Source organism: Sphingopyxis jiangsuensis (assembly GCF_016734905.1).
Taxonomy (GTDB): domain Bacteria; phylum Pseudomonadota; class Alphaproteobacteria; order Sphingomonadales; family Sphingomonadaceae; genus Sphingopyxis; species Sphingopyxis jiangsuensis.
The window spans coordinates 787,315-810,836 of sequence record NZ_JAERPO010000002.1; the positions used below are offsets into that span (position 1 = coordinate 787,315).

The window sequence follows — 23,522 nt, forward strand, 5'->3', positions numbered from 1 at the left end:
CTCCTTACTGAAACTTGTGTCAATTAGCGGGAGTCGCTGTTTCCACCTTCATTCCCAGCGCGTCAAGCTGCGGCTTGACCACCGCAGCGTCGCCCACGACGACATAGACGAGATCGTCGGTGCTGAGCGCCTTGCGCGCCGTGGCATCGATGCCCTGTGCGGTCATCGCTTCATAGGTCGTCGGCAGCTTTTCGTAATAATCGTCAGGCCGGTCGAACTTGACGATTGAGCGAAGTCCCGCGAGCACGTCGCCCGAGGTTTCAAAGCTGCCCGGAAGCTCCCGAACGCTGCCGTTGACGGTGCGCTCCAGTTCCTCGGCCGTCACGCCCTTGTCGGCAAGAAACGCTTTGAGGTCGGCTTGCAGTTCCTTGATCGAATCGCCGGTCCGGTCGCTCTGCACCGGCGCAATCGCCACCCAGGTCAGCCGGTCCTTGTCGGCCGAGATGCGCGAGCGCACGCCATAGGACCAGCCCTTCGTCTCGCGAAGATTGGTGTTGAAACGCGACAGGAAATTGCCGCCGAAGATGTCGTTGCCGGCGCGCAGAACCTCGAGGTCGTCGCTGCCCTTGGCGTCGAGAACCTTGCCCGCGAGGATCACCGACTGCGGCGACTTGGGCCGGTCGACGAGCAGGATGCGCGGTTGCGGTGCCGGAACCGCTACCTCGAAATGCTTCGTCGGCTTGGGCGTAGCGGGCGCCTTCCACGCCCCGAGGGTCGCGTCGAGTTCCTTCTTCACCTCGGCAAGCGTCGTGTCGCCAACGACAAATATGCGCGCATTGTCCGGGCGGATCCACGCCGCATGGAAGGCCGCAAGCTGCTCGCGCGTCGCCGCAGTGACGGCGTCGGCATTGCCGAGCCCCGATGGCGGAATGCCATAGGGATGACCTGCGCCATAAAGCACCGGCATCAACACGCGCGAAGCAATTGCATTGGGGTTGTTGAGTTCCGCCTTCAGCCGTGTCAGCTGCTGCGCCCGGACGCGTTCAAGCTCCTGCGCATCGAAGGCCGGGTTGCGGATATAGTCGGCAAGCAAGCCCAGCGATGCGCGCAGATTGGGCTTGAGCGCAAACAGACTGAACACCGTTTCATCGGCGTTCGCCGACCCGTCGATCCGGGCGCCGAGCCTTTCCTTGGCTTCGGCGAAGGCGATCGAGTCGAGGGTCGTTGTCCCCTCGTCCATCAAGCTGAGCATCAGCGATTGCGTGCCCAGCGCGTCGCGTGGGTCGGCGGCATAGCCAGCGTCAAAGCTGACCGCGACATTGACGGTCGGAACAGCAGCGCGCCGAGCAAATACAAGCTCAATCCCGTTCTTGAGCTTCGCGCGCTCGATGTCGGGAAAATCCAGCGCCGTCAGCTCTGCCACGGCCGGGAACTTCGACCGGTCAGCAATCGACGCCGCGGCGCCGATCCCCGTGTCGGGACCGATATCGCCGAGCACCGAATTCCAGTACCGGTCGGGTTCCACCGCTACGACCGGTTTCTCCGCGGTAAAGGCGCCGCCACGATTTTCGCCGCCCTCGGTACGTTCACCCGGCGTATAAGTCAGCGAAAAGACCGGACGCGACATCCATTTGTTCGCAACCGCCTTCGCCTGATCGGGCGTCACCTTTGCGAGCCGTTCGAGCTCGGTTTTATAATAAGCGGGGTCATTCGAGTAGAGCGCGCCCTCGGCAAGCGTAACCGCCTTGCCGCCGAAGCCGCCTACAGACTCCAGTCCAGATATCGTGCCGCCGAGATAGCTTGCGGCTGCGCGCTGCAATTCGTCTGAGGTCGGCCCGGTTTCCAGGAAACTCGCGATCTCCGCGTCTAGCTTCTTGCCCACGACTTCGGGATCGACGCCCGGCTTCACATCCGCTTGCACAAGCAAAATGCCTGCATCTTCAAATGGTTGTGCAAATGCCGCCACACTGACCGCAACCGGGTCCTTGCGGACCATCGCATTGTCGAGCCGCGACGACGACAGGCCGCCAAGCACAGCGGTCGCCATCTGGAGCGGTACCGCCTCGGGATCGTTGAGCCCCGGGATTGCCCACATGCGATAGAGGCGCGTCGTCGGAACAAGGTCCTTGACCTCCTTCGCGAGCGGCGCGGGCAGCGTCGGCACCGAAACCTCCGGCATTTTCACTGCTGGACCGCGCGGAATGTCGCCGAACCATTTGCCGACCATCGTCCTGGCCGTCGCTACGTCGATGTCGCCCGCCAGCACGAGCACAGCGTTGTTGGGACCATAATTATCGTGGAACCACGACTTCACATCGTCGAGGCTCGCCGAATTGAGGTCGGCCATCGAACCGATCGTGCTGTGGTGATAGGGGTGTCCCTTGGGGAACAGATTTTCGAAGATTTCGTAGCGCAGCAGGCCGAACGGATTATTGTCACCCTGACGCTTTTCGTTCTGGACGACGCCGCGCTGGTTATCGAGCTTTTCCTGCGTCACCGCACCGAGCAGATGTCCCATGCGGTCGCTTTCAAGGAACAACGCAAGGTCGAGCGCGCCGGTCGGGACGGTCTCGAAATAATTGGTGCGGTCGACATTGGTCGTGCCGTTGCTGTCGGTCGCACCGACCTGTTGCAGCGGCTCGAAAAAGTCGCCGGGAGCATTTTCCGATCCGTTGAACATCAGATGCTCGAAGAGGTGGGCAAAGCCCGTCTTGCCTGCGGGTTCGTGCTTGGAGCCGACGCGGTACCAGACCGAGACGGCGACGACGGGCGCCTTGCGATCTTCATGGACGATGACGCGCAGTCCATTATCGAGCGTGAACGCCTCGTAAGGAATATCGACCGCCTTCACGAGATCGGCGACCGGCGCGGGCGCCGCGGCCTTTTTTTGCGCCAGAACCGGCGTCGCGACGAGCGCGGTGGAAAGGGCCAATGCGGCGGCGAAACGGTTGATCCGGGTCATGAACATCCTCTCGGTGCTGAACTGCGCGTGCGAACACGGGCAGGACCGGTGCCGAACGGCACTGTATCACCGGTTTAGGACAGTGGCGCGCGGCTTTCAAGGCCGATAGAAACGCGCTCCCGACGCCTTGAGCGCTGCGGGATCGAACAGCACCGGCTTGAGCTTGTGCTGCACGAACAGCGGCGCCTGATCATTATAATGCGGACTGTCGGGGCGCGTCGTCGCGGCGCCGAATGGCTGGATCGATTCCGAACGCACCGAACCGTCCTTGCTCCACGTAATGAACATGATGAAGCTGTCGCCGTGGCGCACTTTCAACCGTCCGTCGGGCTCGACGTCCCACAAGGTCGAAGCGCGCACGGTATCGTTGCCACCGTCGAGCGGCAGGTCGACACGGTTCGCTCCCTCGCCGTGCCGGAGGCGCAGCACCGTGCCGAGCTTGGGATCGAGACCCGAAAAATGCTCCTGCAGATGCGCGACCGTGTCGCGGAGGACGGTCAGCGCATCAGGCGCGGCGCGGCGCTGATAGTGGCGGCCGTTCGCTGGACGAAGCAGCATCAGCGCCAGCGCATCGCCGCGCCCCTTGCCGTCGAGCGTCCAGTCCCATTGCCGCAGTAAGTCCTGCGCCTGCACGAGCGCCGGGTCGCGCTTGATGTCGAGCGCAAGAATGCGGTCGATCCATGCCTTGGCATAGCCGTTCTTCGCATAGGCGGTGTCATATTTGATGGCTTTCAGCCGCGCTTCGTCGATCTGGCCAGATTCTTCGAACAATTCGATCAGCCGCGCGGCGCGGTTGGTCATATCGTCCTCGACGCCGAGCAGCGGCGAAAAGGCGGCGGCGTCGAGTTCGTCGCCCGGCCCCGCTGCGACCCACGGCGTGTTGTTGGCATTGATGACATAGCCCGACCGCGGATTGACGAGCGCGGGCACCCGGTCGAACGGCAAGGTCGCTTGCCACAGCGCCTTCGACGTATCGCCAGGAAGCGTCCCGCGCCAATCGAAGCCAGCTGGACGGTCGGGAAACATCGCATTATAGAAAAGGCCGATATTGCCTGCGGCGTCGGCATAGATGAAATTGGTCGCGGGCACGCCCTGCATCGCCATCGCCGCGCGCCATTCGGCAAAGTTCCTCGCCTTGTTGAGCCGGTAATACTGGGTGACCATTTGCGACTGGTCGATCCCGGCATAGCGGACGGCAAAGGCGCCATTGTCGTTCTTGACCACCGGTCCGTGCACCGAACGATAGACGGTGCGCGGCACCGGAATCGTCAGCGGCCCATATTTGACGCGCAGCCAGATGCGTTCCTGTTCCAGATCGCGCCACGCCCCGTCGAAGCGGTATTTCGTCCCGCTTTCGTCGAGCACCAGCTTATAGACGTCGATCAGGTCGGGCCGGTTCACCGTATTGGTCCAGCCCAGATATTTATTGTGGCCAAGGAAGGGAAAGGGCGAGCCCGGAAAATTGGCGCCCGCAAAATCCCAGCCCTCTTCCGAATGAACGACAAGCTCGTACCAGGCGACGCCGCCCGTCCACGGCTGGTGCGAATTGGACACGAGCCGCGTCGCGCCATCGGTCGAGCGCGCGGGCGCGACGGCCATCGCGTTCGAACCATTTTCCGATGGGTCGCGGCCGACGGGGGTCAGCGGGCGGGTTTCGGGCGCGCCCGACGCGTCGAGCACGGGGCCGCCTTCGCGTCCCACCGGCCGCCCCTCGGTCAGCGCACCAAGCACCGAATCGAGTCCGAAGAAAAAGGGCGAACGCAGCACAAAACCAGCGACGACATCCTCTCCGGTGACGGGGAACAGCCCCGACAGCCGCACCTCGTCCGGATGCTTTTCGGCGTAATGGTTGAGCCCTGCGGCGTAGGCGGTGAAAAGCTTGCGCACATCGTCGGGCAGCTTCGGCCAGTCGCGCGCCGTGGTTGCGCGCACGCCGAGCAGCGCCCCGACATAGTCGATTCGCGCGCCATCTTCGCCGAGCATCGCGCCCGCGCGGCCGCGCGTCATGGCGAGCACTTCCTGCAGAGTCGAAAAATCATCCTCGGCATGGGCGTAGGCGACGCCGTAAGCGACATCGGCATCGGTCTTGCCAAAGATATGCGGCACGCCGAACTTGTCGCGCGCGATCCGGACTTCGGACGGCTTGAACGCGGGCGCCTGCGGCGGCGCGGCGGTCAGCGGCTCCCACAATGCAAGCGATGCGGCACCGAGCACCAGAAGCAGGATCAAACCCAGAAACGCGCGTCGCACCATGGCCGGACATTCTCCTTCGGCTTCGCTTGGAGCCGCGCCGCTTGTCTGGCGATCATGTCATCCGAAGGCAAGTGTCGACCGTTCGTCGACAGCTATTTGCCCTCCGCGGTAACGTCGTTATCGAGCGCCGACATTTTATTGTTCAGGGGAAATCCGCCATGCGTACCAAAAGCCTGCTCCTTGCCGCCTGCTTCAGCTTCGCGTTCGCGCCCGCGACCGTCGCCCAGACCGTCGCCGGGTCGGGGATCGCGCCCGCGACGGCATCGAACAGCGCCGAGCGCGCGATCGGCTTTGCGGCAAACGCGCCCGAAGGTGCCGCGCTCGCCATCCTGACAGCGGACTCTTCCCTGCCGGCACAGGCGAACGCGCTGCTGGATGCTTCGGGGCGCGAAGCGGTCGCCGCAGCCGTTAAAGCCGCCGGGTTCGACGGTAGTGCCGGAACGACGCTGTCGCTCCGCGGCATCGGAACGCGCCCGCGCATCCTGCTCGTCGGCACGGGCGCCTCGCCGACAGTCAACGCCCTCGCCGAAGCGGGCGGCAAGGTGGCACAGGAGATGAAGAGCGAGGCTCACCCCATCGCCATCGTCGGCAGCTTCGACGGCGCACAGGCGGCCGACGTCGGCTTTGGCTTTGCAATCGGCCAGTATCGCTTCGACCGCTACAAGACCGTCGGCCACAAAACCCCCGCGACCGGCGCAGTCACGCTTGTCAGCGCCGACCCCGCTGCAGCGCAGGCCGCGTTCGACGGACGCAGCAAGCCGCTCGCCGACGGCGTCCGTCTGTCACGCGACCTCGCCAACGAACCAGCCAACGTCATCTATCCCGACAGCTTTGTCGCGCGCGTGCGCGAAGCCTTTGCTGGCGTTCCGGGTGTCAGCATCGAGGTGCTCGACGAAGCCGCGATGCGCAAGCTCGGCATGGGCAATATCGTCGGCGTCGGCCAGGGAAGCCCGCGCGGGTCGCGGATGATGCTGGTGCGCTATCGCGGCGCCGGCGCGCCCGCGGCGCCGCTGGCGTTCGTGGGCAAAGGCATAACGTTTGATTCGGGCGGCATTTCGATCAAGCCCGGAGCGAACATGGAAAATATGAAGGGTGATATGTCGGGCGCCGCCTCGGTGATGGGCGCCGCACTCTCGCTCGCCAAGTCGCGCGCGCCGGTTCATATCGTCGCAGTCGCCGCGCTCGCCGAAAATATGCCCGATGGCAATTCGCAGCGTCCGGGGGATGTCGTGCGGTCGATGTCGGGCAAAACGGTCGAAATGATCAACACCGATGCCGAAGGCCGTCTCGTCCTCGCCGATGCCAATGAATATGTCGCGAAAGCCTATGCCCCGCGCGCGATCGTCAACATTGCGACGCTGACGGGATCAATCGTCGGCGCGCTTTCGGATCAATATGCCGGGCTGTTTTCGCGCGACGATGCGCTCGCAGACCGCGTGATCGCCGCCGGAAAGACAAGCGGCGAGGAAGTTTGGCGGATGCCGCTTCACAAAAACTATGCCGAGCGGATGAAGTCCGACATCGCCGACATCCGGAACAGCAGCGGAGACGGCCCCGGCGCAAGCCTCGGCGCGCATTTCGTCGGCTTTTTCGTCGACGAGTCGATGCCGTGGGCGCATCTCGACATCGCCGGCATGAACCGCAGCAGCAAAAGCACGCCGCTCGTCCCCAAGGGAATGACCGGCTTCGGCGTCCGCCTGCTCGACGAGCTCGCGCGCAGCGGCGAATAGGACGCTTCGCGATACGGAGGCGGGGCCATGTCGCCCGCCTCCGTATCACCCGTTTTGCAGAACGTCCGACAATCGATGCAGCGCGTGCCAGTCCTGGTCGTTGCGGTAGCACGCACCTGTGCGGCTGCTAGAACGAGCAGTAAAGCGCAAATATGCGCCGTTGAAACACAAGGGCGCGCTTGCTAGCCGGATTATCCCGCGATGCGTGGCGTCCGGAGCCGCGCGTGGAGCATAGGATAATCGGCCGTGGACTTGCTCAGCGACATTCTCGATACACTGGCGCTGCGGGGCCAGTTTTACTTCCGCACCTGCTTCAACAGTCCCTGGTCGATTGCAGTCCCCGAATATCCGGATGCGATCCGCTTTCACTATGCCGTCCAGGGCGAATGCTTTGTGCGGGCCGGCGATGGCGCTGCGCTCCATTTGCGGCAGGGCGACCTGATGCTCGTCCCTGCGGGCGCCGCGCATATCATTTCGGACACACCCGACCGCAAACCCGCCGCGCTCGAAAATGTCATGCAGGACACGGGTTATGACGGCGGCGGCGTCTTCATCGTCGGCGAGGGGTGCGAGGACAAGGCGACACAATTGATGTGCGGGCATTTCAGCTTTGCCGAGGGCGGAAACCATCCGCTCCTGCGCTATTTGCCGCCCATCCTGCATCTGTCGGCACGCATGCGCACGAACGCCTTCTGGCTCGACGAGGCGCTCCGGCTGATGGCGCGCCAGATGGCGGCCGATACGCCCGGAACCGATGCCGTCATCCGGCGCATGTCCGAAATCATCTTCATCGAAACGGTGCGCTGCTGCGCGCAGCAGTCGGCCGAGTTGGCGCGGCTGATGGACGCGCTTACCGATCCCAAGATCGCGCGGGCCATCCTCGCTATGCACCGCGACGCCGCGTCGCCATGGACGGTCGAACGGCTGGCAAGCCAGGCGGCGATGTCGCGCAGCCGCTTTGCCGAGCGCTTTCAGGAACTCGTCGGCACGGGACCCTTAACCTATCTTGCCGAATGGCGGTTGCAGATGGCGCGGTCGCTGCTGCGCGACCAGCGCATCTCCGTTCAGGAGGTCGCTGGGCGAATCGGATATCAGTCTCCGGCCGCCTTCACGCGCGCGTTCAACAATATGTTCGGCGAATCCCCGACGCGTTTTCGTGATCGGATCGCCGCGTAATTTGCAGATCGTCCTATGATCTTTCCATTATATCCCGATTAATCGCGCGTATATTGCTCTATCGTCCTGCCTGACCCAAGTCTCCGGCGTCCAGAACGCAAATCAAAGGAGACTTTCATGCAACGGATACCCGCCGTACCGCTCGACACGAGCAACGCCGACGCGGCCGCGCTGTTCGCGGCGATCAAAGGACAACTCGGCAGCGTCCCCAATATTTTCCGCACGATGGCACAGTCGCCCGCGACGCTCGAAGCCTATCTCGGCTTTGGCGCCGCGCTCGGCAAAGGCCGCCTCTCGGCCGCAGACCGCGAACTCGTTGCGCTCGCTGCGGCAGGCGCCAACAGCTGCGACTATTGCGCCTCCGCCCACAGCGCGCTCGGCAAGATGGCTGGCCTCGACGAAAGCGACATTGGCGAAGCGCTGGCCGGCACTCTGAGCGACGGTCGCGGCGGCGCACTCGTCGCCTTCACACGCCAGGTCGTCGCTCAGCGCGGCCGCATCGATGCGGAGGCTATCGCCGACATCCGCGCCGCAGGCTTTGACGATGGCGCGATCGTCGAAATCCTCGGTTCGATCGTCGCAAATATTTTCACCAACTATTTCAATCATATCGCGGAAACCGAAATCGATTTCCCGGTGGTGACGACCGACAGCCTCGCCGCCGTCGCCTGATCCCCCTCCATTCGAAAGGATTATGACATGACCAAAACCATCCTCGCGGCGCTGATCGCCGCACAGGCGCTCGTCGCTGCCTCGCCCGCGCTCGCGGTCGAAGAAAATAACGTCTCGAACGGCCTCACCGCTGCGGGCGCGCCGCTTGGCCTCCACGGCGTCGATCCCGTTGCCTTCGTGACGCTCGGCAACCGCATCGAAGGAAGCGCAAAATTCACGGCGGTCCACGACAATGTCGCCTATTATTTCGCGTCGCAGGAAAATCTCGATGCGTTCAAGGCGGCACCGGGGCGCTTCACACCGCAGAACGGCGGCTATTGCACCTTTGGCGTGTCGGTCGGCAAGAAATTCGACGGCGATCCCAAATATGCCGCAGTCCAGAACGGCAAGCTCTACGTCTTTCTGAACGAGGATATTCTGAAGGCCTTTCAGAAGGACCCGGCAGGCACGATCGCCAAGGCCGACGCCAATTGGAAACGCATTCGCAGCACCGCCGCGGCCGATCTCTGACGCCGCGTCGAGCCGGCGGCGGCGGTATCTCTCTGTCCCTCTGCGCATTGCCGCCGCCGCCGGCCTTCGACTTCGACAAGTAAAAGGATCAAGCCATGCAACAGGCGTTTCACTATCTGGCGCAGGCAGGCGTGCTCACCGCGCTGATGTGGGTTCCCTATATCCTCGCTCGCATGCATAGCTGGGGAATTCGCGACTTTCTGAACAATTATCCGGACGGCTTTCCGGCCACCGAGCCAGCGCCGCCGCTTTGGGCGCAGCGCGCAAAGCGCGCGCATCTCAACATGGTCGAAACGCTGCCCGCGTTCATCGCCGTGGTCGTCGCCGCATCCTATCTGGCCGACGATGGAGCAGCCGCCGAAGTCGGACGCTGGGCGATGATATTCTACTATGCGCGGGTCGCGCACTACATCGTCTATTCACTTGGCATCCCCTATTTGCGGACCCCGGCCTATCTTGTGTCCTGGGCCGCAATCCTGATGATCGGGACGCAATTGGCCTGACAGGCCAATGGCATGATGCTCGCGTCCCGATGGAGGTTCGCATGACCGGCTCCCCCCCTACTCCCGGCCCGGCGGCGGACCTCCTTTCGCGCGTGCGCGCTTGCCGCGCATGCACCGATCTCCCACTCGGGCCGCGTCCGATTCTTCAGTGGAGTCCCAGCGCACGTCTGCTCATCGCCGGGCAAGCACCCGGGCGCGTGACTCACGAGCGCGGACGGCCGTTCGACGACGCGTCGGGCGAGCGATTGCGCGAGTGGCTGGGCGTCACGCCCGCGCAATTTTACGACGATGCGCGTGTCGCCATCATCCCGATGGGCTTCTGCTTTCCCGGATCGGGGAAGTCGGGCGACGCGCCGCCGCGCCCCGAATGCGCACCGCTGTGGCGTGATTTGCTGCTCGCGCCGCTCACCTCGCTCGAACTGACGATCGTCATCGGACGCTACGCCGCCGACTGGCATTTCGGCGCGCGCCGCGGCTCGTTGACCGATCATGTGCGCGATTGGCGGGTCGAATGGCCGCGCCGTATCCTGCTGCCGCACCCGAGCCCGCGCAACAATGGCTGGCTGGCGCGCAATCAGTGGTTCGAGCGCGACCTGCTGCCGGAACTCCGCGCGCGCGTTGCCGCCCTGATGGGTGCGCGCTAACTGCAAGTTGCGCGTTAGCGGCCAGTGGCGGCAATCCGTTTTGCGAAATGAATCTGCACCGCCTCACGAACCCCGCGCGCGATTTGTCTCCGCCCCTCCGCCGAGGAGAGAAATTTGGCATCGTCTTCGTTCGACAAAAACCCCGTTTCGAACAATACCGAGGGGGTGTCGGGTGCCTTCAGCACGACGAATGACGCAAAACGGTGCGCGGTCGTGCGAAAACGCATATCGTCCGACGCCTCGCGGTGGAGCAACCGCGCAAATTCCGACGCGACAGTCATCGTTTCACGCTGGGTCAGATCGAGCAGGATCGACGACACCGCGCTGCCGTGCGCGCTGAGATCGACGCCGTTGATGATATTCGATCTATTCTCGCGCGACGCCAGCCGCGCCGCCTCTCGATCGGACGCGACCTCGGCAAGCGTATAGACCGAGGCCCCGTGCGCTTCCTGGCTTTCGGCGGCATCGGCGTGGAGCGAAATGAACAGGTCGGCCTTCATTCGCCGCGCGATGCCATAGCGCTCTTCGAGCACGAGAAAGCGGTCGTCGGACCGCGTCAGCGCGACGCGGACGCGCCCGGTCGCTACCAGCTCGTCGCGAATGGCGCGCGCGAGCGCCAGGGTGACATCCTTTTCGCGCTTTCCCGAATGGGGCGACGTCGCCCCCGGATCGTGCCCGCCATGACCGGGGTCGAGCACCACCAGCGGCAGCCGCGCATCGGCGGGTCCGGCGATCGCGGGCAGCGGAACGGCGGGCTCGGGCTTGCCGATCGGAACGGTGACGCTGTAGCGGCGACCGGGCGGTTTGGCGCGCCAAGCCGCCGATTGGCGAACCGTCGCCGCGCTCCGGCCGACGGCGCGGTCAAGAGATTGCGCGCCGCGGTCCGCACCAAGCGGCGGGTCGGCGATCATCAAAAGCAGGACAAAAGGCAAGCCCATCGCCGCTCTATGCCGTCCCGGACACGGCATGGTCCAGTGCTTATTGCGCGGTTAACCGTCGCCGCACAGGTCGCGTCGTCATGGGTAAAATTGCAACACAGCAAGCACTTCCTATCTTTGTTCGGTGGCGGAGGTTGCCGTCGGCGTCCCCCGATGCTAGCACCTCAGCCACTGATCATGCCGGTCTCGGCAATGTTCGGCCTTTCGAGGGGCACGCCCGATCCTGCACATGGCGGATTCTGGAGGCTCCGGTGCCGGACCTGCGGGAATCGCGTCCATGATCAGTCCACCCGGTCGACCGGGCGGTCGCGCGGCGTCATATCGGACGCTTCCCGGCCTTTCCGGTCACCTCGTAACAGGTTGATGCCGCATGAGGCTTGCCATGCCCTCTTCATTCCGCGACGCGGGCGCCTTTGCCCCCGCCGGTCGTTGGACCGAAGACCGCATGCGCGTCCACGATCGGACGCTGGCCCCGCGCGACAATAACGTCTTTTTCCGTTTGAACCCTATCGACCGCGCCTGCCCGTCAGGGGCCGGCGCGGCCTTTCTTGTTGGCGCGCTGCTGCGCGCCTGGAGTGATATAAATGACCACGCGCATGTTGATCGACGCGCGGCACCGGGAAGAAACCCGGGTCGCCGTCACCAAGGGAAACCGCATCGAGGAGTTTGATTTCGAGTCCGCAGAGCACAAGCAGCTCAAGGGCAATATCTATCTGGCCAAGGTTACCCGCGTCGAACCGTCCTTGCAGGCGGCGTTCGTCGAATATGGCGGCAATCGCCACGGCTTCCTCGCCTTCAGCGAAATCCATCCCGATTATTACCAGATTCCGAAGGAAGATCGCGAGGCTCTGCTCCGCGAAGAGGCCGAGCATGCCGCCGAAGCAGCGATGCGCGCCGAAGAGGATCTCGACGAGCTTGAGGGCGATGTCGCCGAGGTCGAGCGCCCCGACGAGGACGAGAATGGCGACGCCCCCGCTCCCGAAACCGTCGGCGAGGACGGCGACGAGGACAATGGCGACGCCGATGCAAACGGCGACGACGAAGGCGCTGAGGACGGCGCCGAAGAAGGCCGCGACGATCGCGGCGGACGCGGGCGCCGTCGCGGCAAGGGCGGTCGCAAGGGCCGCGGACGCGGACGCCGTGACGAGGAAGACGGCGAGAACCGGATGTCGCTGCGCCGCCGCTACAAGATCCAGGACGTCATCCGCCGCCGTCAGGTGATGCTGGTGCAGGTCGTCAAGGAAGAGCGCGGCAACAAGGGCGCTGCGCTGACGACCTATTTGTCGCTCGCAGGCCGCTATTGCGTGCTGATGCCGAACACGATGCACGGCGGCGGGATCAGCCGCAAGATTTCGAACGGCGCCGATCGCCGCAAGCTGAAAGCGATGATCGACGAGATGGGCCTGCCGCCGACGATGGGCTGCATCGTTCGCACCGCCGGCATGAGCCGCACCAAGACCGAGATCAAGCGCGACTTCGATTACCTTGCCCGCGTGTGGGACGAGATTCGCGAAAAGACGCTCGCGTCCAGCGCGCCGGCGCTCATCCATTCGGACAGCGACCTTGTGAAGCGGGCGATCCGCGACATTTATCACAAGGATATCGAGGAAGTTCTTGTCGAGGGCGACGAGGGCTACAAGGCCGCGAAGCAGTTCATGAAATTGCTGATGCCGAGCCACGCGCGCCGTGTGAAGCAATATTCCGATCCCGTCTCGCTCTACCAGCGCTACGGCGTCGAGGATCAGCTCGCCGGGATGCTCAATCCCGTCGTCCAGCTGAAATCGGGCGGCTATCTGGTGATAAACCCGACCGAGGCGCTGGTGTCGATCGACATCAACTCGGGTCGCTCGACGCGCGAGCATAATATCGAGCAGACCGCGCTCAGCACCAACCTCGAGGCTGCACACGAAATCGCGCGTCAGTTGCGCCTGCGCGACATGGCGGGCCTGATCGTGATCGACTTCATCGACATGGATCACGGCTCGAACGTCCGCAAGGTCGAGCGCGCGATGAAGGAAGCGCTCAAGAACGACCGCGCGCGCATCCAGATCGGCCGCATCTCGGGCTTCGGCCTGATGGAAATGAGCCGCCAGCGGCTGCGCACCGGCGTGCTCGAAGCATCGACGCGCCCCTGCCCGCACTGCGAGGGCACGGGCCTTGTCCGCACGGCGAGCTCGGCAGGACTCAGCGCGCTGCGCCTGATCGAGGAAGAGGCTGCGCGCGGTCGCGGCAGCAAGATCACGCTCCGCGCCAGCCAGGAAGCAACCTTCTATCTGCTCAACGAAAAGCGGCGCGAGTTGCACGAGATCGAAGAGCTGTACGGGGTCAGCGTCGAAATCCTGCCCGATGGCGAAACCGAGGGCGCGCGCATGGCAGTCGAGGTGGGCGGTCCGCCCCCGACGCGCCAGCGCAGCTTCGCTCCGATCGTCGACATCGAGGAGGAAGAAGAGGACGAGATCGTCGACGAGGAGGAATCCGAAGACGAGGACAGCGACGAACCCCGCCGCGAACGCAGCGAAGGCGACGGCGACGGCGATGGCCGCAAGCGTCGCCGCCGCCGTCGCCGCGGGCGCCGCGGACGCCGCGACGAGGAAAATGGCGAGCAGGCCGAGCACGACTCCGGTAGCGACGACGAAGCCGAAGCCGCCGAACCGGCGTCGACCGACGAATCGCCTGCCGAAGACGCGGCCGCCGAGAGCTCAGCGGAAGAGGCCGAGCCCGCCAAGGCCAAGCCGCGCCGCACGCGCGGCGGCCGAGGCCGCAAGAAAGCCGACGCCGCTGAGCCTGCAGCCGAAGCTGACGCCGAAGCGACGACAGAGGCCTCCAGCGAGTCGACGGACGCGGTAACCGAAGAAGCGCCGACCGAAGAAAAGCCCAAGCGCAAGCGAGCGCCGCGCAAGACGAAGGCAAAAACCGAAGCGGCCGCCGAGCCCGATGCGGCCTCCGAAGCCGACGCGCCTGCTGCCGAAACGGCTGAACCCAAGGCCGAAGAGGAAGCCGCCAAGCCCGCGCCCAAAAAACGTGCCAGCCGTAGCCGCAAGGCCGCGGCTGCCGAAGCGGCGCCCGATGCTGCGACCGAAAGCGCACCCGAAATGGCCGACGGCGAAGGCGCGGACGACGCCGGCACCGGCGAACCGCGCCGCGGATGGTGGCAACGCACGTTCGGCAACTGATCGCCCCGACGCGAACCCCTTGCGTCCACGCGCCCCGAACCCCACAAAGCCCCTATGGCTTCAGTTGAGGTTCAGGCGCGCGGCGCAAGACGGGGGGCGATGAAGTCCGTCCCATCGCTTCGCGCGCCGCAATATGGCACCTGGCGCGCCGTCATCCGGGTCCTGCTGACCGTCGCCGCGGTGGTCGCCCTTGCGGCGCGTCCGGCGCTTGCCCAATCGATCCTGCGCGACGCCGAAACCGAGGCGCTGTTCCAGGACATGATGGACCCGCTCGTCGTTGCAGCAGGGCTCCAGCGGGGGCAGGTTCGCGTCCACCTCCTCGGCGATTCGAGCATCAATGCCTTCGTCGCCGGAAGTCAGGACATCTATGTCTTCAGCGGCCTGATCGAGGCGGCCGACAGCGCCGAAGAGGTGCAGGGCGTGCTTGCGCACGAACTCGGGCACATCATGGGCGGCCATGCGATCCGCGTGAACGACGGCGCCAAGACCGCAACGGGCATTTCACTGCTCAGCATGTTGCTGGGAGCGGCAGCAATCGCTGCGGGCGGTGCCGAGGCGGGCATGGGGATCATGATGGCGGGGCAACAGGCCGCGCTCGGAAAGTTCCTCGCCTTTTCGCGCGTGCAGGAATCGACCGCCGATGCCGCCGGGGCGCAATATCTCTCGACCGCCGGAATCAGCGGGCGCGGCAGCCTCGCCTTTTTCAAGAAGCTCCAGAATCTCGAATTTCGCTACGGGATCAGGCAGGACGACGACCAGGTCTATGGTCGCACGCACCCGATGTCGGGCGACCGCATCCAGACGCTGCGCGAAGTCTATGTCGTCGATCCCGCGTGGGAAAAACCCGCCGATCCCGACATCGAGCGCCGCTTCCAGCGTATCAAGGCAAAGCTTTCAGGCTTCACCGCCGAGCCCGAGCGGACGCTCCGCAAATTCCCCGAAAGCAATACGAGCATTCCGGCGCGCTACGCCCGCGCTTATGCCTGGCACAAGAGCGCCTATCCGCAAAAGGCACTGGCAGAGGTCGAGGGGCTGCTCGCCATCGACGCCGAAGATCCCTATTTCCTCGAGCTCGAAGGGCAAGTGCTGCTCGAATCGGGGCGACCCAAGGACGCGATTGCGCCGCTGCGCAAGGCCGTCGCCAATTCGCGCGCGCAGCCGCTCATCGCCGCGACGCTCGGCCATGCACTGATCGCGACCGAAGACCCCGCCAATTTCGCCGAGGCCGAAAAGGTGCTCAAGACCGCGGTCGCGCTCGACAATCAAAATCCCTTTGCCTGGTATCAGCTCGGCATCGTCTATGCGAACAAGGGCGATCAACCGCGCGCGGCGCTCGCTTCGGCGGAGCGCTTCCAGCTGATGGGTGGACAGGCGCCGCTCGCGCTGCGTAATGCCGAAATGGCGATGCAGGGCCTGCCGCAAGGGACACCCGACTGGATTCGCGCTCAGGATATTTCGCTCGTGGCACGCGCCGAGGTGGAACGGACGCGCAAACGGCGCTAGGTTCGGGCACATGCGAAGCGGGGGCCGTCGCGGCGATGGTGCATAAGGGCGACAAGTGACCGACAGGAAAGACGATTATTACCAGCCGTGGCTGCGCGACCCGATGCCGGGCGAAGCGCCGCCGGCAGCCGGACGCGGTGACGAAGGACTTGCCAAGCCCCAGGCAAGCCCGCCGCTCGGCATCGACCTTGCGCGCTATCCGCTCGAACGCGATGCCCCCGACCCTGCACCGCCGCGCGCCGCGCGTCCGCGCGTCGACGCCGGCGCGATCTGGAATCGCGTTCGTCGCGGCGCGCAGGGCTTTGCCGACTGGACAATCGACCTCGGCGCGCGCGCCGACATTCCGGCGCGGGTCGAGGCATTGGAAATTCCCCGGCGCACGCACCTGCTCGCGGCGCGCAGCGGCGCGGCCACCGCAGCAGCAGCGCGCGCCGCGGCGCGCACGGCCGCGACCGCGGCAAGCACGGCGGCGGCCACGACGGCCAAGGGCTGGCGCAAGCTCGACCTTGGCAGCAGGATCACGCAGGCGTCGGCGGCGATGGGCCGCGGTGTGGGGCAGGCGGCGGAAAAGGCACGCACGGGTATCGGCGAGGTCGCGCGTTCGGGCAAGGAAGGTCTGGGCGAGGCGGCGGCGCGGATGCGCCCTGCCCCGCGGAGCGAGCCCGACGGTCCGCCACCATCCGGGCTCGAACAATTGCTCGCGCGCGAAGAAAAGGCCGCAAAGACGGCCGCGACGAAGGCAAGCGCCCCCGACCTGCCGCTGTTCGCGGGCGAGCCCGATCTGCCGCTGGCACCGACGCCGCCGCCCCGTGCCAAAGCGGCCGAGGCGTCCGCGGCGCCGTCCATATCGGCATCGGCGCCGGACGATCGCAGCCCGCCGGACCGCCCCCCACCGCGCGGTCGCGAGGGGCACACCGCTTTTCCCATGCCGCTCTGGGCATTGGCCGCCGGGACTGTCGCGCTACTTGCCGCGACATTCTGGCTCGGCGGCCGTTTCGGCGGCGGAATGAACAAGGCGGAGGTCGAGGCGGTTGTCGCCGACTATATCCGCGCCAATCCGCAGATCATCCCCGAAGCGCTCGAGGCGCAGCGCGACCGCGAGATAGCGCAGGCGATCGATTCGATCCGTCCCGCGCTCGAAAAACCCTATGCCGGTGCCTGGGCGGGCAATGCCGACGGCGACGTCACGATGGTCGTGTTCACCGACTATGCCTGCGGCTTCTGCCGCGCAAGCGTTCCCGACATCGACCGGCTGCTGCGCGAGGACAAGCGGCTCAAGGTCGTGTTCCGCGAGTTGCCGATCATCGCGCCGCAGAGCCGCGACGCCGCACTGATGGCGCTGGCGGCGGCGCGGCAGGGCAAATATGACGCCTTCCACCATGCGATGTTCGCAGCAAGCTCGCTCGAGCCCGCTGCAATTGCGGCGGCGGCGGAAAAAGCCGGCGTCGTGACCGACGGCAGCGCCGATGCCACCGCGAACGAAGCGCTGTTCCAACGCGAACTCGACAGCAATCTCGCCATCGCCACGCAGCTCCGGCTCAACGCGACGCCAAGCTGGGTCATCGGCGACGAAATGTTCCAGGGGCAAGTCGGATATGATGCGCTGCGACAGGCGGTCGCAAAGGCGCGGGCCAAGGGCTGAGCGCAGCGTGGCCACCGTCACCCATGACGAGGCGCTCGCCCACGCCCGACAGTTGCTGAACGGCGATCCGGTCGCGGCGTTGGCGCAAGCGCGTGCCATTCTCGACATTGTGCCGACCTCGGCGGCGGCGCACCGGATCGCCGCGCATGCGCTACGCGCGCTGGGGCGCGAGACGGAGGCGCAGGATGCCTCGCTCGCCGCGGTCGGTGCGACGATCCATGACGGGGCCATGGTCGATGCGGCGCTCGCGCTTTCCGAAAACCGGCTTCCCGATGCCGAGGCAGCGCTGCGCGCGCGCCTGAAGGAGGACGCGACCGACGTCGCCGCGATCCGCATGCTCGCCGAAGTGGCGGGGCGCATCGGCCGCTATGGCGATGCCGAAAAGCTGCTCGGCCGCGCGCTTGAACTCGCGCCCGGTTTCGGCGCGGCGCGCGCGAATCTGGCGACCGTCTATTACAAGCAGAACCGCTACGCCGACGCTGTCGCGGCGCTCGATGCGGTGATCGGCGACGATCCCGACAATCCCGCGCACGCCAATCTGAAGGCCGCGGCGCTTGGCCGCATCGGCGGTTATGACGAAGCCATTGCGCTGTACGGGCAATTGACCGAGCGCTTCCCCGAACATGCAAAGCTGTGGATGAGCTATGGCCATATGCTCAAGACCGTCGGGCGGCAGGACGACAGCATCGCCGCCTATCGTCGCGCCATTGCGAATGATCCAGGGCTCGGCGAAATCTGGTGGAGCCTCGCCAATCTGAAGACGATCCGCTTCGATCCCGCCGACCGCGCCGCGATGGAAGCCGCGCTTAGCGCAGCCGAACGCGACGCCGAAGACGGCGGCGGAGCGCGCGACGACGACCGGCTGCACCTCCATTTCGCGCTCGGTAAAGCCTATGACGATGCCGAAGAACATGACGCCGCCTTTCGCCACTATGCGGCCGGCAATGCGATCCGCGCGGCACAACTCGACTATCGCGCCGACGAAACGCGCGCGATCGTCGACGCCGCTATCGCCACCTTCACGTCCGGTTTCTTTGCCGAGCGTACCGACTGGGGCGATCCGGCGCCCGACCCTGTCTTCATCCTCGGCATGCCGCGCGCCGGATCGACGCTCGTCGAGCAAATTTTGGCGAGCCATTCGGCAATCGAGGGAACGATGGAGCTTCCCGACATCCCTGCGCTCGCGCTCGGTCTCGGCCGCGCGACGCACGACGAGGGCCGCCGCTGGGTCGAAGCACTCGCCGCCGCGCCGCGCGAAAAAATCGCCGAACTCGGGGCGAATTTCCTTCGGGCCACCGCGGTCCAGCGCAAGACCGGCAAGCCATTCTATATCGACAAGCTTCCGAACAATTGGCTCTACGTCCCGCTCATCCGCCTGATCCTGCCCAATGCGCGCATCATCGACGCGCGGCGACACCCGCTCGATTGCTGCTGGTCGAACTTTCGTCAGCATTTCGCCAAGGGGCAGGCGTTCAGCTATCGTCTGTCCGACATGGGCGCCTATTACCGCGACTATGTGCGGCTGATGGCCCATATCGACGCGGTCCAACCCGGCCGCGTCCATCGCGTGATCCACGAGGAATTGCTCGCCGACCCGGAAGGCGAAGTGCGCGCGCTCCTGTCGTTCCTCGACCAGCCGTTCGAGGAGGCGTGCCTTTCCTTTCACGCCAACGCGCGCGCGGTCCGCACCGCCTCGAGCGAGCAGGTGCGCCGCCCGATCAATCGCGACGGCGTCGATCAATGGCGCCCCTATGACGCGTGGCTCGGCCCGCTCAAGGATGCCCTGGGTCCGGTTCTTGCCGCCTACCCCTCCGCGCCTGCGAATTTCGGCTGAATCTGGTCGGTTCGCGCGGCACTTCGTTGCCTTTGGGCAACAGGCGGCGAATTTTTCGACCAATGGTCAGGCGTAGCGACGAACAAAGCTTGCGCTTGCGCTGCGCTGCGTCATTCTTCGTCACATAGATGTCATCTGAGGGGGTCTCATGCGAAACGTCACCAAATTGCTGGCCAAGAGCAGCACGATATTGCTCGGCAGCACGATCCTGTGCACGTCGGGAACCGCGCTGGCGCAGCAGTCGAGCAGCCGCGGCGACGACGACATCGTCGTTACGGCATCGAAGCGCGAAGAAAATCTGCAGGACGTGCCGCTCGCCATCACAGCGATCGGCAACGAGCGGCTCAGCGAACTGCAGGTCAAGGAATTCCAGGACGTCGTCAAATTCCTGCCGTCGGTGACGGTTCAGACGCTCGCCCCGGGGTTCAGCCAGGTCTATTTCCGCGGCGTCGCATCGGGCGAGAATGCCAACCACTCGGCGTCGCTGCCAACGGTCGGCACCTATCTCGACGAAATGCCGATCACGACGATTCAGGGCGCGCTCGACATTCACACCTATGACTTGCAGCGCGTTGAGGCGCTCGCCGGGCCGCAGGGCACGCTCTACGGCGCAAGCTCGATGGCGGGGACGATCAAGCTCGTCACCAACAAGCCCGACACCAGCGGCACCTATGGCTCGATCGGCCTCGAACTCAACAGCGTCGCGCGCGGCGACATCGGCGGCGTCGCCGAAGGCTTTATCAACGCTCCACTCGGCGAGCGTGCGGCGCTGCGCCTCGTCGGCTGGTACCGGCACGATGGCGGCTATATCGACAATATCGCCGGATCGCGCGTCTATCCCTCGCTCGAGGCCGATCAGGGCACGGCGGCGGCAACGCAGGACAATGCCGCCTTCGTCGAGAAAAATTACAACGACGTCGACACCTATGGCGCGCGTCTCGCGCTCGGCATCGACCTCGACGACGACTGGACGATCCGTCCGACGATCATGGGACAGGTCCAGGAAGCGCACGGCAGTTTCGCACAGGAACGCTCGACCGCGGTCACGCGCAAGCTCCAGACGGTCCAGTATAATCCCGAGGACAGCAAGGATAAATGGATTCAGGCGGCGCTGACGATCGAGGGCAAGATCGGCAACTGGGACCTGACCGCGACCGGCGGCCATTTGCGGCGCAAGACGACGACCGAGAGCGATTATTCGGACTATGCCTATTTCTATGACGCGCTCTACGGCTATGGCGCCTATTTCTACGACAATAACGGTGACCTCGTCAGCCCGAACCAATATATCCAGGGCGTCGATCGCTATAAGCGCAGCTTCGGCGAGATCCGCATCGCCTCACCCGCCGACGCACGCATCCGCTTCATCGGCGGGCTTTTCTGGCAGCGGCAGGCCCACAATATCGAGCAAAATTACATCATCGACGATATTGCCGATTCGATCACCGTCACCGGCACGCCGAGCAACATCTGGCTGACAAAACAGCTGCGTATCGACCGCGACTATGCGGCGTTCGGCGAAATCAGCTTCGACATCACCGACCAGCTGACGCTGACCGGCGGCGGCCGCCTCTATCGGTTCGACAACAGCCTCGTCGGCTTCTTCGGCTATTCGGCCGGTTTCTCGAGCCGCACGGGCGAAGCGGCCTGCTTCGGTCCCGCGCAGGTTCCCGGATCGCCGTGCACCAACCTCGACAAACGGACCAAAGACACCGACTTCATCCACAAACTCAACCTCAACTACAAGATCAACGACGACGCGCTCGTCTATGCGACATGGTCGCGCGGCTTCCGTCCGGGCGGGATCAATCGGCGCGGCACCCTGCCGCCCTATGGCCCCGACACGCTCGACAATTACGAGATCGGGTGGAAAACCAACTTCGGCCCGGTTCGCTTCAACGGCGCGATCTATCAGGAGGATTGGAACGACATCCAGCTGTCCTTCCTCGGCGAAAACGGCCTCACTGAAATCCGCAGCGCAGGCATTGCACGGATTCGCGGGGTCGAGATCGACATCGGCTATCGCCAGGGTGGCTTCTCGCTCAACCTCGGCGGCAGCTATAATGACGCGACGATCCGGCGTGACTTTTGCGTGATCGCGAACCCGCAATTTGACTGCTCGATCGACCCGCCGGGGCAGACGAACGACATACTCGCGCCTGCCGGAACGCGCCTCCCCGTCACGCCCAAGTTCAAGGGCAACGCCGTCGCACGCTATGAATGGCCCGTCGGGTCGATGGACGCCCATGTCCAATTCGCCGTGAACCATGTCGGCCAGCGCCGTTCGGACCTTCGCACCTTCGAAAATGGCATCGTCGGCAACTTCGACGCTTACACGACCGCCGATGTCAGCGTCGGGCTGAAGGGCGAAGGGTGGAGCAGCGAGCTGTTCGCGACCAATTTGTTCAACAGCAACGGCGTGATCAACAGCTCGGTCCAGTGCGGCGAGTCGATCTGCGGCGATCCGTTCGGCGGCAGCAACACCGGCGGCGTCTTTTACGACAATATCATCCGTCCACGCCTGATCGGGATCAAGGTATCGAAGGATTTCTGATCCGCTGACCGCAAATTCGCCGGTCGCGGGGTCCGGGCGCAAGCTCGGCCTCGCGATGGCGATTGCGCTGGTAATGGGCAATATGATCGGGTCGGGCGTGTTCCTGCTCCCGGCCAGTCTGGCCCCTTTTGGCTGGAACGGCGTTGCCGGCTGGGCAATCACGATCGGCGGCGCACTTGCGTTGGCATTCGTCCTCGCACGGCTCACCGTCGCTTTCCCCGATGCAGGCGGGCCGACGGGATTCGTCGAGCGTGCCTTTGGGCGCATTCCCAGTTTCATGATCGGCTGGGCCTATTGGGTTTCGGTATGGACCGCGAACGTCACGCTTGCGGTCGCGTCGGTCAGCTTCCTCAGCATCTTTGTTCCCGCATTGAGCCAGCATCTCGTGCTGTCGACGATTGCGCTGATCTGGCTGGTCACCGCGATCAACTGGCGCGGCGCGCGCGCGGCGGGGCGCTTCCAACTCGCGACGTTGCTGATCAAGCTCGTCCCGCTGGTCGCGGTCATCATTCTGATCCCCGTGGCGTTTGGGCGCGCCGAGCCCGTGGCAGTCACCCCATTTCCCGCCGAGGGCTTATCCTTCGCCGCGGTCAGCGGCTCGGCAATCCTGACGCTGTGGGCGCTGTTGGGGTTCGAATCGGCGAGCGTCGCCGCCGACAAGGTCGACACTCCACGCGTCACCATCCCGCGCGCGACGATGATCGGCACGCTCGCGACGGGCATCCTCTATCTGATCGTCTGTTCGGCGATCGCGCTGATGCTTCCTGCGGCCGCGGTCGCCCAGTCCGACGCGCCCTTCTCGCTCTTCGTCGAAACCTATTGGGCGCGCGAACCCGCACTGCTCGTCGCCGCCTTCGCCGCAGTGAGCGCCCTCGGGACGCTCAACGGCTGGACGCTGATTCAGGCCGAGCTTCCCGCAACGCTCGCGCGGCAGGGTTTGCTTCCGGCGTGGTTCGCGCGAACGAACCGCCACGGCACGCCCGCCACGGCGCTGCTCCTCTCGAGCATGATCGCCACCGCCTGCGTCATCCTCAACGCGAATAAATCGACGAGCGAGATGTTCACCTTCATGGCGATCCTCTCGACATCGGTGACGCTCTGGCTCTACCTCGCGTGCGCTGGCGCGGCGCTACGCCTGCGCGTCGCCATCCCTGTCGCGCTGATCGGCCTGACCTATGCGCTATGGACGCTGTGGGGCGCTGGCATCGGAGTGAGCGCGCTGAGCATCGTGCTGATGGCGGCAGGTCTGCCGCTTTACTGGTGGACGCGCCACACCGCTGCGCGCCCGGCCCCTGCCCACTGAGCACTTGCGCCTTCAGGTGAAATCGCCTATCCGCCGCGCCCACCACCCGGACTCGGGCTTTTTTGGAGACGCAAAGTGTTGGATCGCCGAATTCATCAGGGCTTGAAACCCTGCGGCATCCGCCCGCTGTCGTAGCGCGTTATTCCTGACGCGGCACGCCACGGGCGCTGCCGCATTTATCAAAC

At 64.9% G+C, this 23,522-nt stretch carries 15 protein-coding genes; 12 read left to right on the top strand and 3 right to left on the bottom strand.

Annotated elements, in window-relative coordinates; translation table 11 throughout:
- Positions 1-19: 19 nt before the first annotated feature.
- Positions 20-2,902, bottom strand: a complete 2,883-nt coding sequence (locus JI743_RS10465) for a M16 family metallopeptidase (protein WP_201928248.1) — start codon at positions 2,900-2,902, stop codon at positions 20-22.
- A 96-nt stretch (positions 2,903-2,998) separates the two neighbouring features.
- Positions 2,999-5,155: an acylase gene (locus JI743_RS10470; protein ID WP_201928249.1), complete on the bottom strand. Its 2,157-nt coding sequence runs from the start codon at positions 5,153-5,155 to the stop codon at positions 2,999-3,001.
- Between the two features lie 158 nt (positions 5,156-5,313).
- Here JI743_RS10470 and JI743_RS10475 point away from each other — a divergent pair, with 158 nt between their 5' ends.
- From JI743_RS10475 to JI743_RS10500, 6 genes are all read left to right on the top strand, one after another.
- On the top strand, positions 5,314-6,885 hold the full coding sequence (locus JI743_RS10475; RefSeq protein ID WP_201928250.1) for a leucyl aminopeptidase: 1,572 nt from the start codon (positions 5,314-5,316) through the stop codon (positions 6,883-6,885).
- Positions 6,886-7,131: 246 nt separating this feature from the next.
- Positions 7,132-8,061: an AraC family transcriptional regulator gene (locus JI743_RS10480; protein WP_201928251.1), complete on the top strand. Its 930-nt coding sequence runs from the start codon at positions 7,132-7,134 to the stop codon at positions 8,059-8,061.
- Between the two features lie 117 nt (positions 8,062-8,178).
- Entirely contained in the window at positions 8,179-8,733 is a 555-nt protein-coding gene (locus JI743_RS10485; protein ID WP_201928252.1) for a carboxymuconolactone decarboxylase family protein, read from the top strand.
- A 27-nt stretch (positions 8,734-8,760) separates the two neighbouring features.
- On the top strand, positions 8,761-9,243 hold the full coding sequence (locus JI743_RS10490; protein ID WP_201928253.1) for a YHS domain-containing (seleno)protein: 483 nt from the start codon (positions 8,761-8,763) through the stop codon (positions 9,241-9,243).
- 95 nt (positions 9,244-9,338) lie between these two features.
- On the top strand, positions 9,339-9,746 hold the full coding sequence (locus JI743_RS10495; RefSeq protein WP_201928254.1) for an MAPEG family protein: 408 nt from the start codon (positions 9,339-9,341) through the stop codon (positions 9,744-9,746).
- Between the two features lie 92 nt (positions 9,747-9,838).
- Positions 9,839-10,390 carry a uracil-DNA glycosylase family protein gene (locus JI743_RS10500; protein ID WP_438870690.1) on the top strand — a complete coding sequence of 184 codons (552 nt, stop codon included), beginning with the start codon at positions 9,839-9,841 and terminating at the stop codon, positions 10,388-10,390.
- A 14-nt stretch (positions 10,391-10,404) separates the two neighbouring features.
- Here JI743_RS10500 and JI743_RS10505 read toward each other — a convergent pair whose 3' ends face one another.
- Complete coding sequence (locus JI743_RS10505) at positions 10,405-11,328, bottom strand: N-acetylmuramoyl-L-alanine amidase family protein (RefSeq protein ID WP_438870686.1); 924 nt, start codon at positions 11,326-11,328, stop codon at positions 10,405-10,407.
- Between the two features lie 584 nt (positions 11,329-11,912).
- Here JI743_RS10505 and JI743_RS10510 point away from each other — a divergent pair.
- The 6 genes from JI743_RS10510 to JI743_RS10535 all read left to right on the top strand — a co-directional run bounded on the left by JI743_RS10510 (position 11,913) and on the right by JI743_RS10535 (position 23,337).
- The gene (locus JI743_RS10510; protein WP_201928257.1) at positions 11,913-14,501 is read left to right on the top strand and encodes an Rne/Rng family ribonuclease; all 2,589 of its coding nucleotides are present in this window, start codon (positions 11,913-11,915) and stop codon (positions 14,499-14,501) included.
- 99 nt (positions 14,502-14,600) lie between these two features.
- The gene (locus JI743_RS10515) at positions 14,601-16,004 is read left to right on the top strand and encodes a M48 family metalloprotease (protein ID WP_201928258.1); all 1,404 of its coding nucleotides are present in this window, start codon (positions 14,601-14,603) and stop codon (positions 16,002-16,004) included.
- Between the two features lie 55 nt (positions 16,005-16,059).
- Positions 16,060-17,646 carry a DsbA family protein gene (locus JI743_RS10520; protein ID WP_201928259.1) on the top strand — a complete coding sequence of 529 codons (1,587 nt, stop codon included), beginning with the start codon at positions 16,060-16,062 and terminating at the stop codon, positions 17,644-17,646.
- A 7-nt stretch (positions 17,647-17,653) separates the two neighbouring features.
- The gene (locus JI743_RS10525; protein ID WP_201928260.1) at positions 17,654-19,480 is read left to right on the top strand and encodes a sulfotransferase; all 1,827 of its coding nucleotides are present in this window, start codon (positions 17,654-17,656) and stop codon (positions 19,478-19,480) included.
- Between the two features lie 148 nt (positions 19,481-19,628).
- Complete coding sequence (locus JI743_RS10530; protein ID WP_201928261.1) at positions 19,629-22,034, top strand: TonB-dependent receptor; 2,406 nt, start codon at positions 19,629-19,631, stop codon at positions 22,032-22,034.
- Positions 22,035-22,089: 55 nt separating this feature from the next.
- A complete protein-coding gene (locus tag JI743_RS10535) occupies positions 22,090-23,337 on the top strand; it encodes an amino acid permease (protein ID WP_201928262.1) in 1,248 nt (415 codons plus the stop codon).
- Positions 23,338-23,522 lie beyond the last annotated feature (185 nt).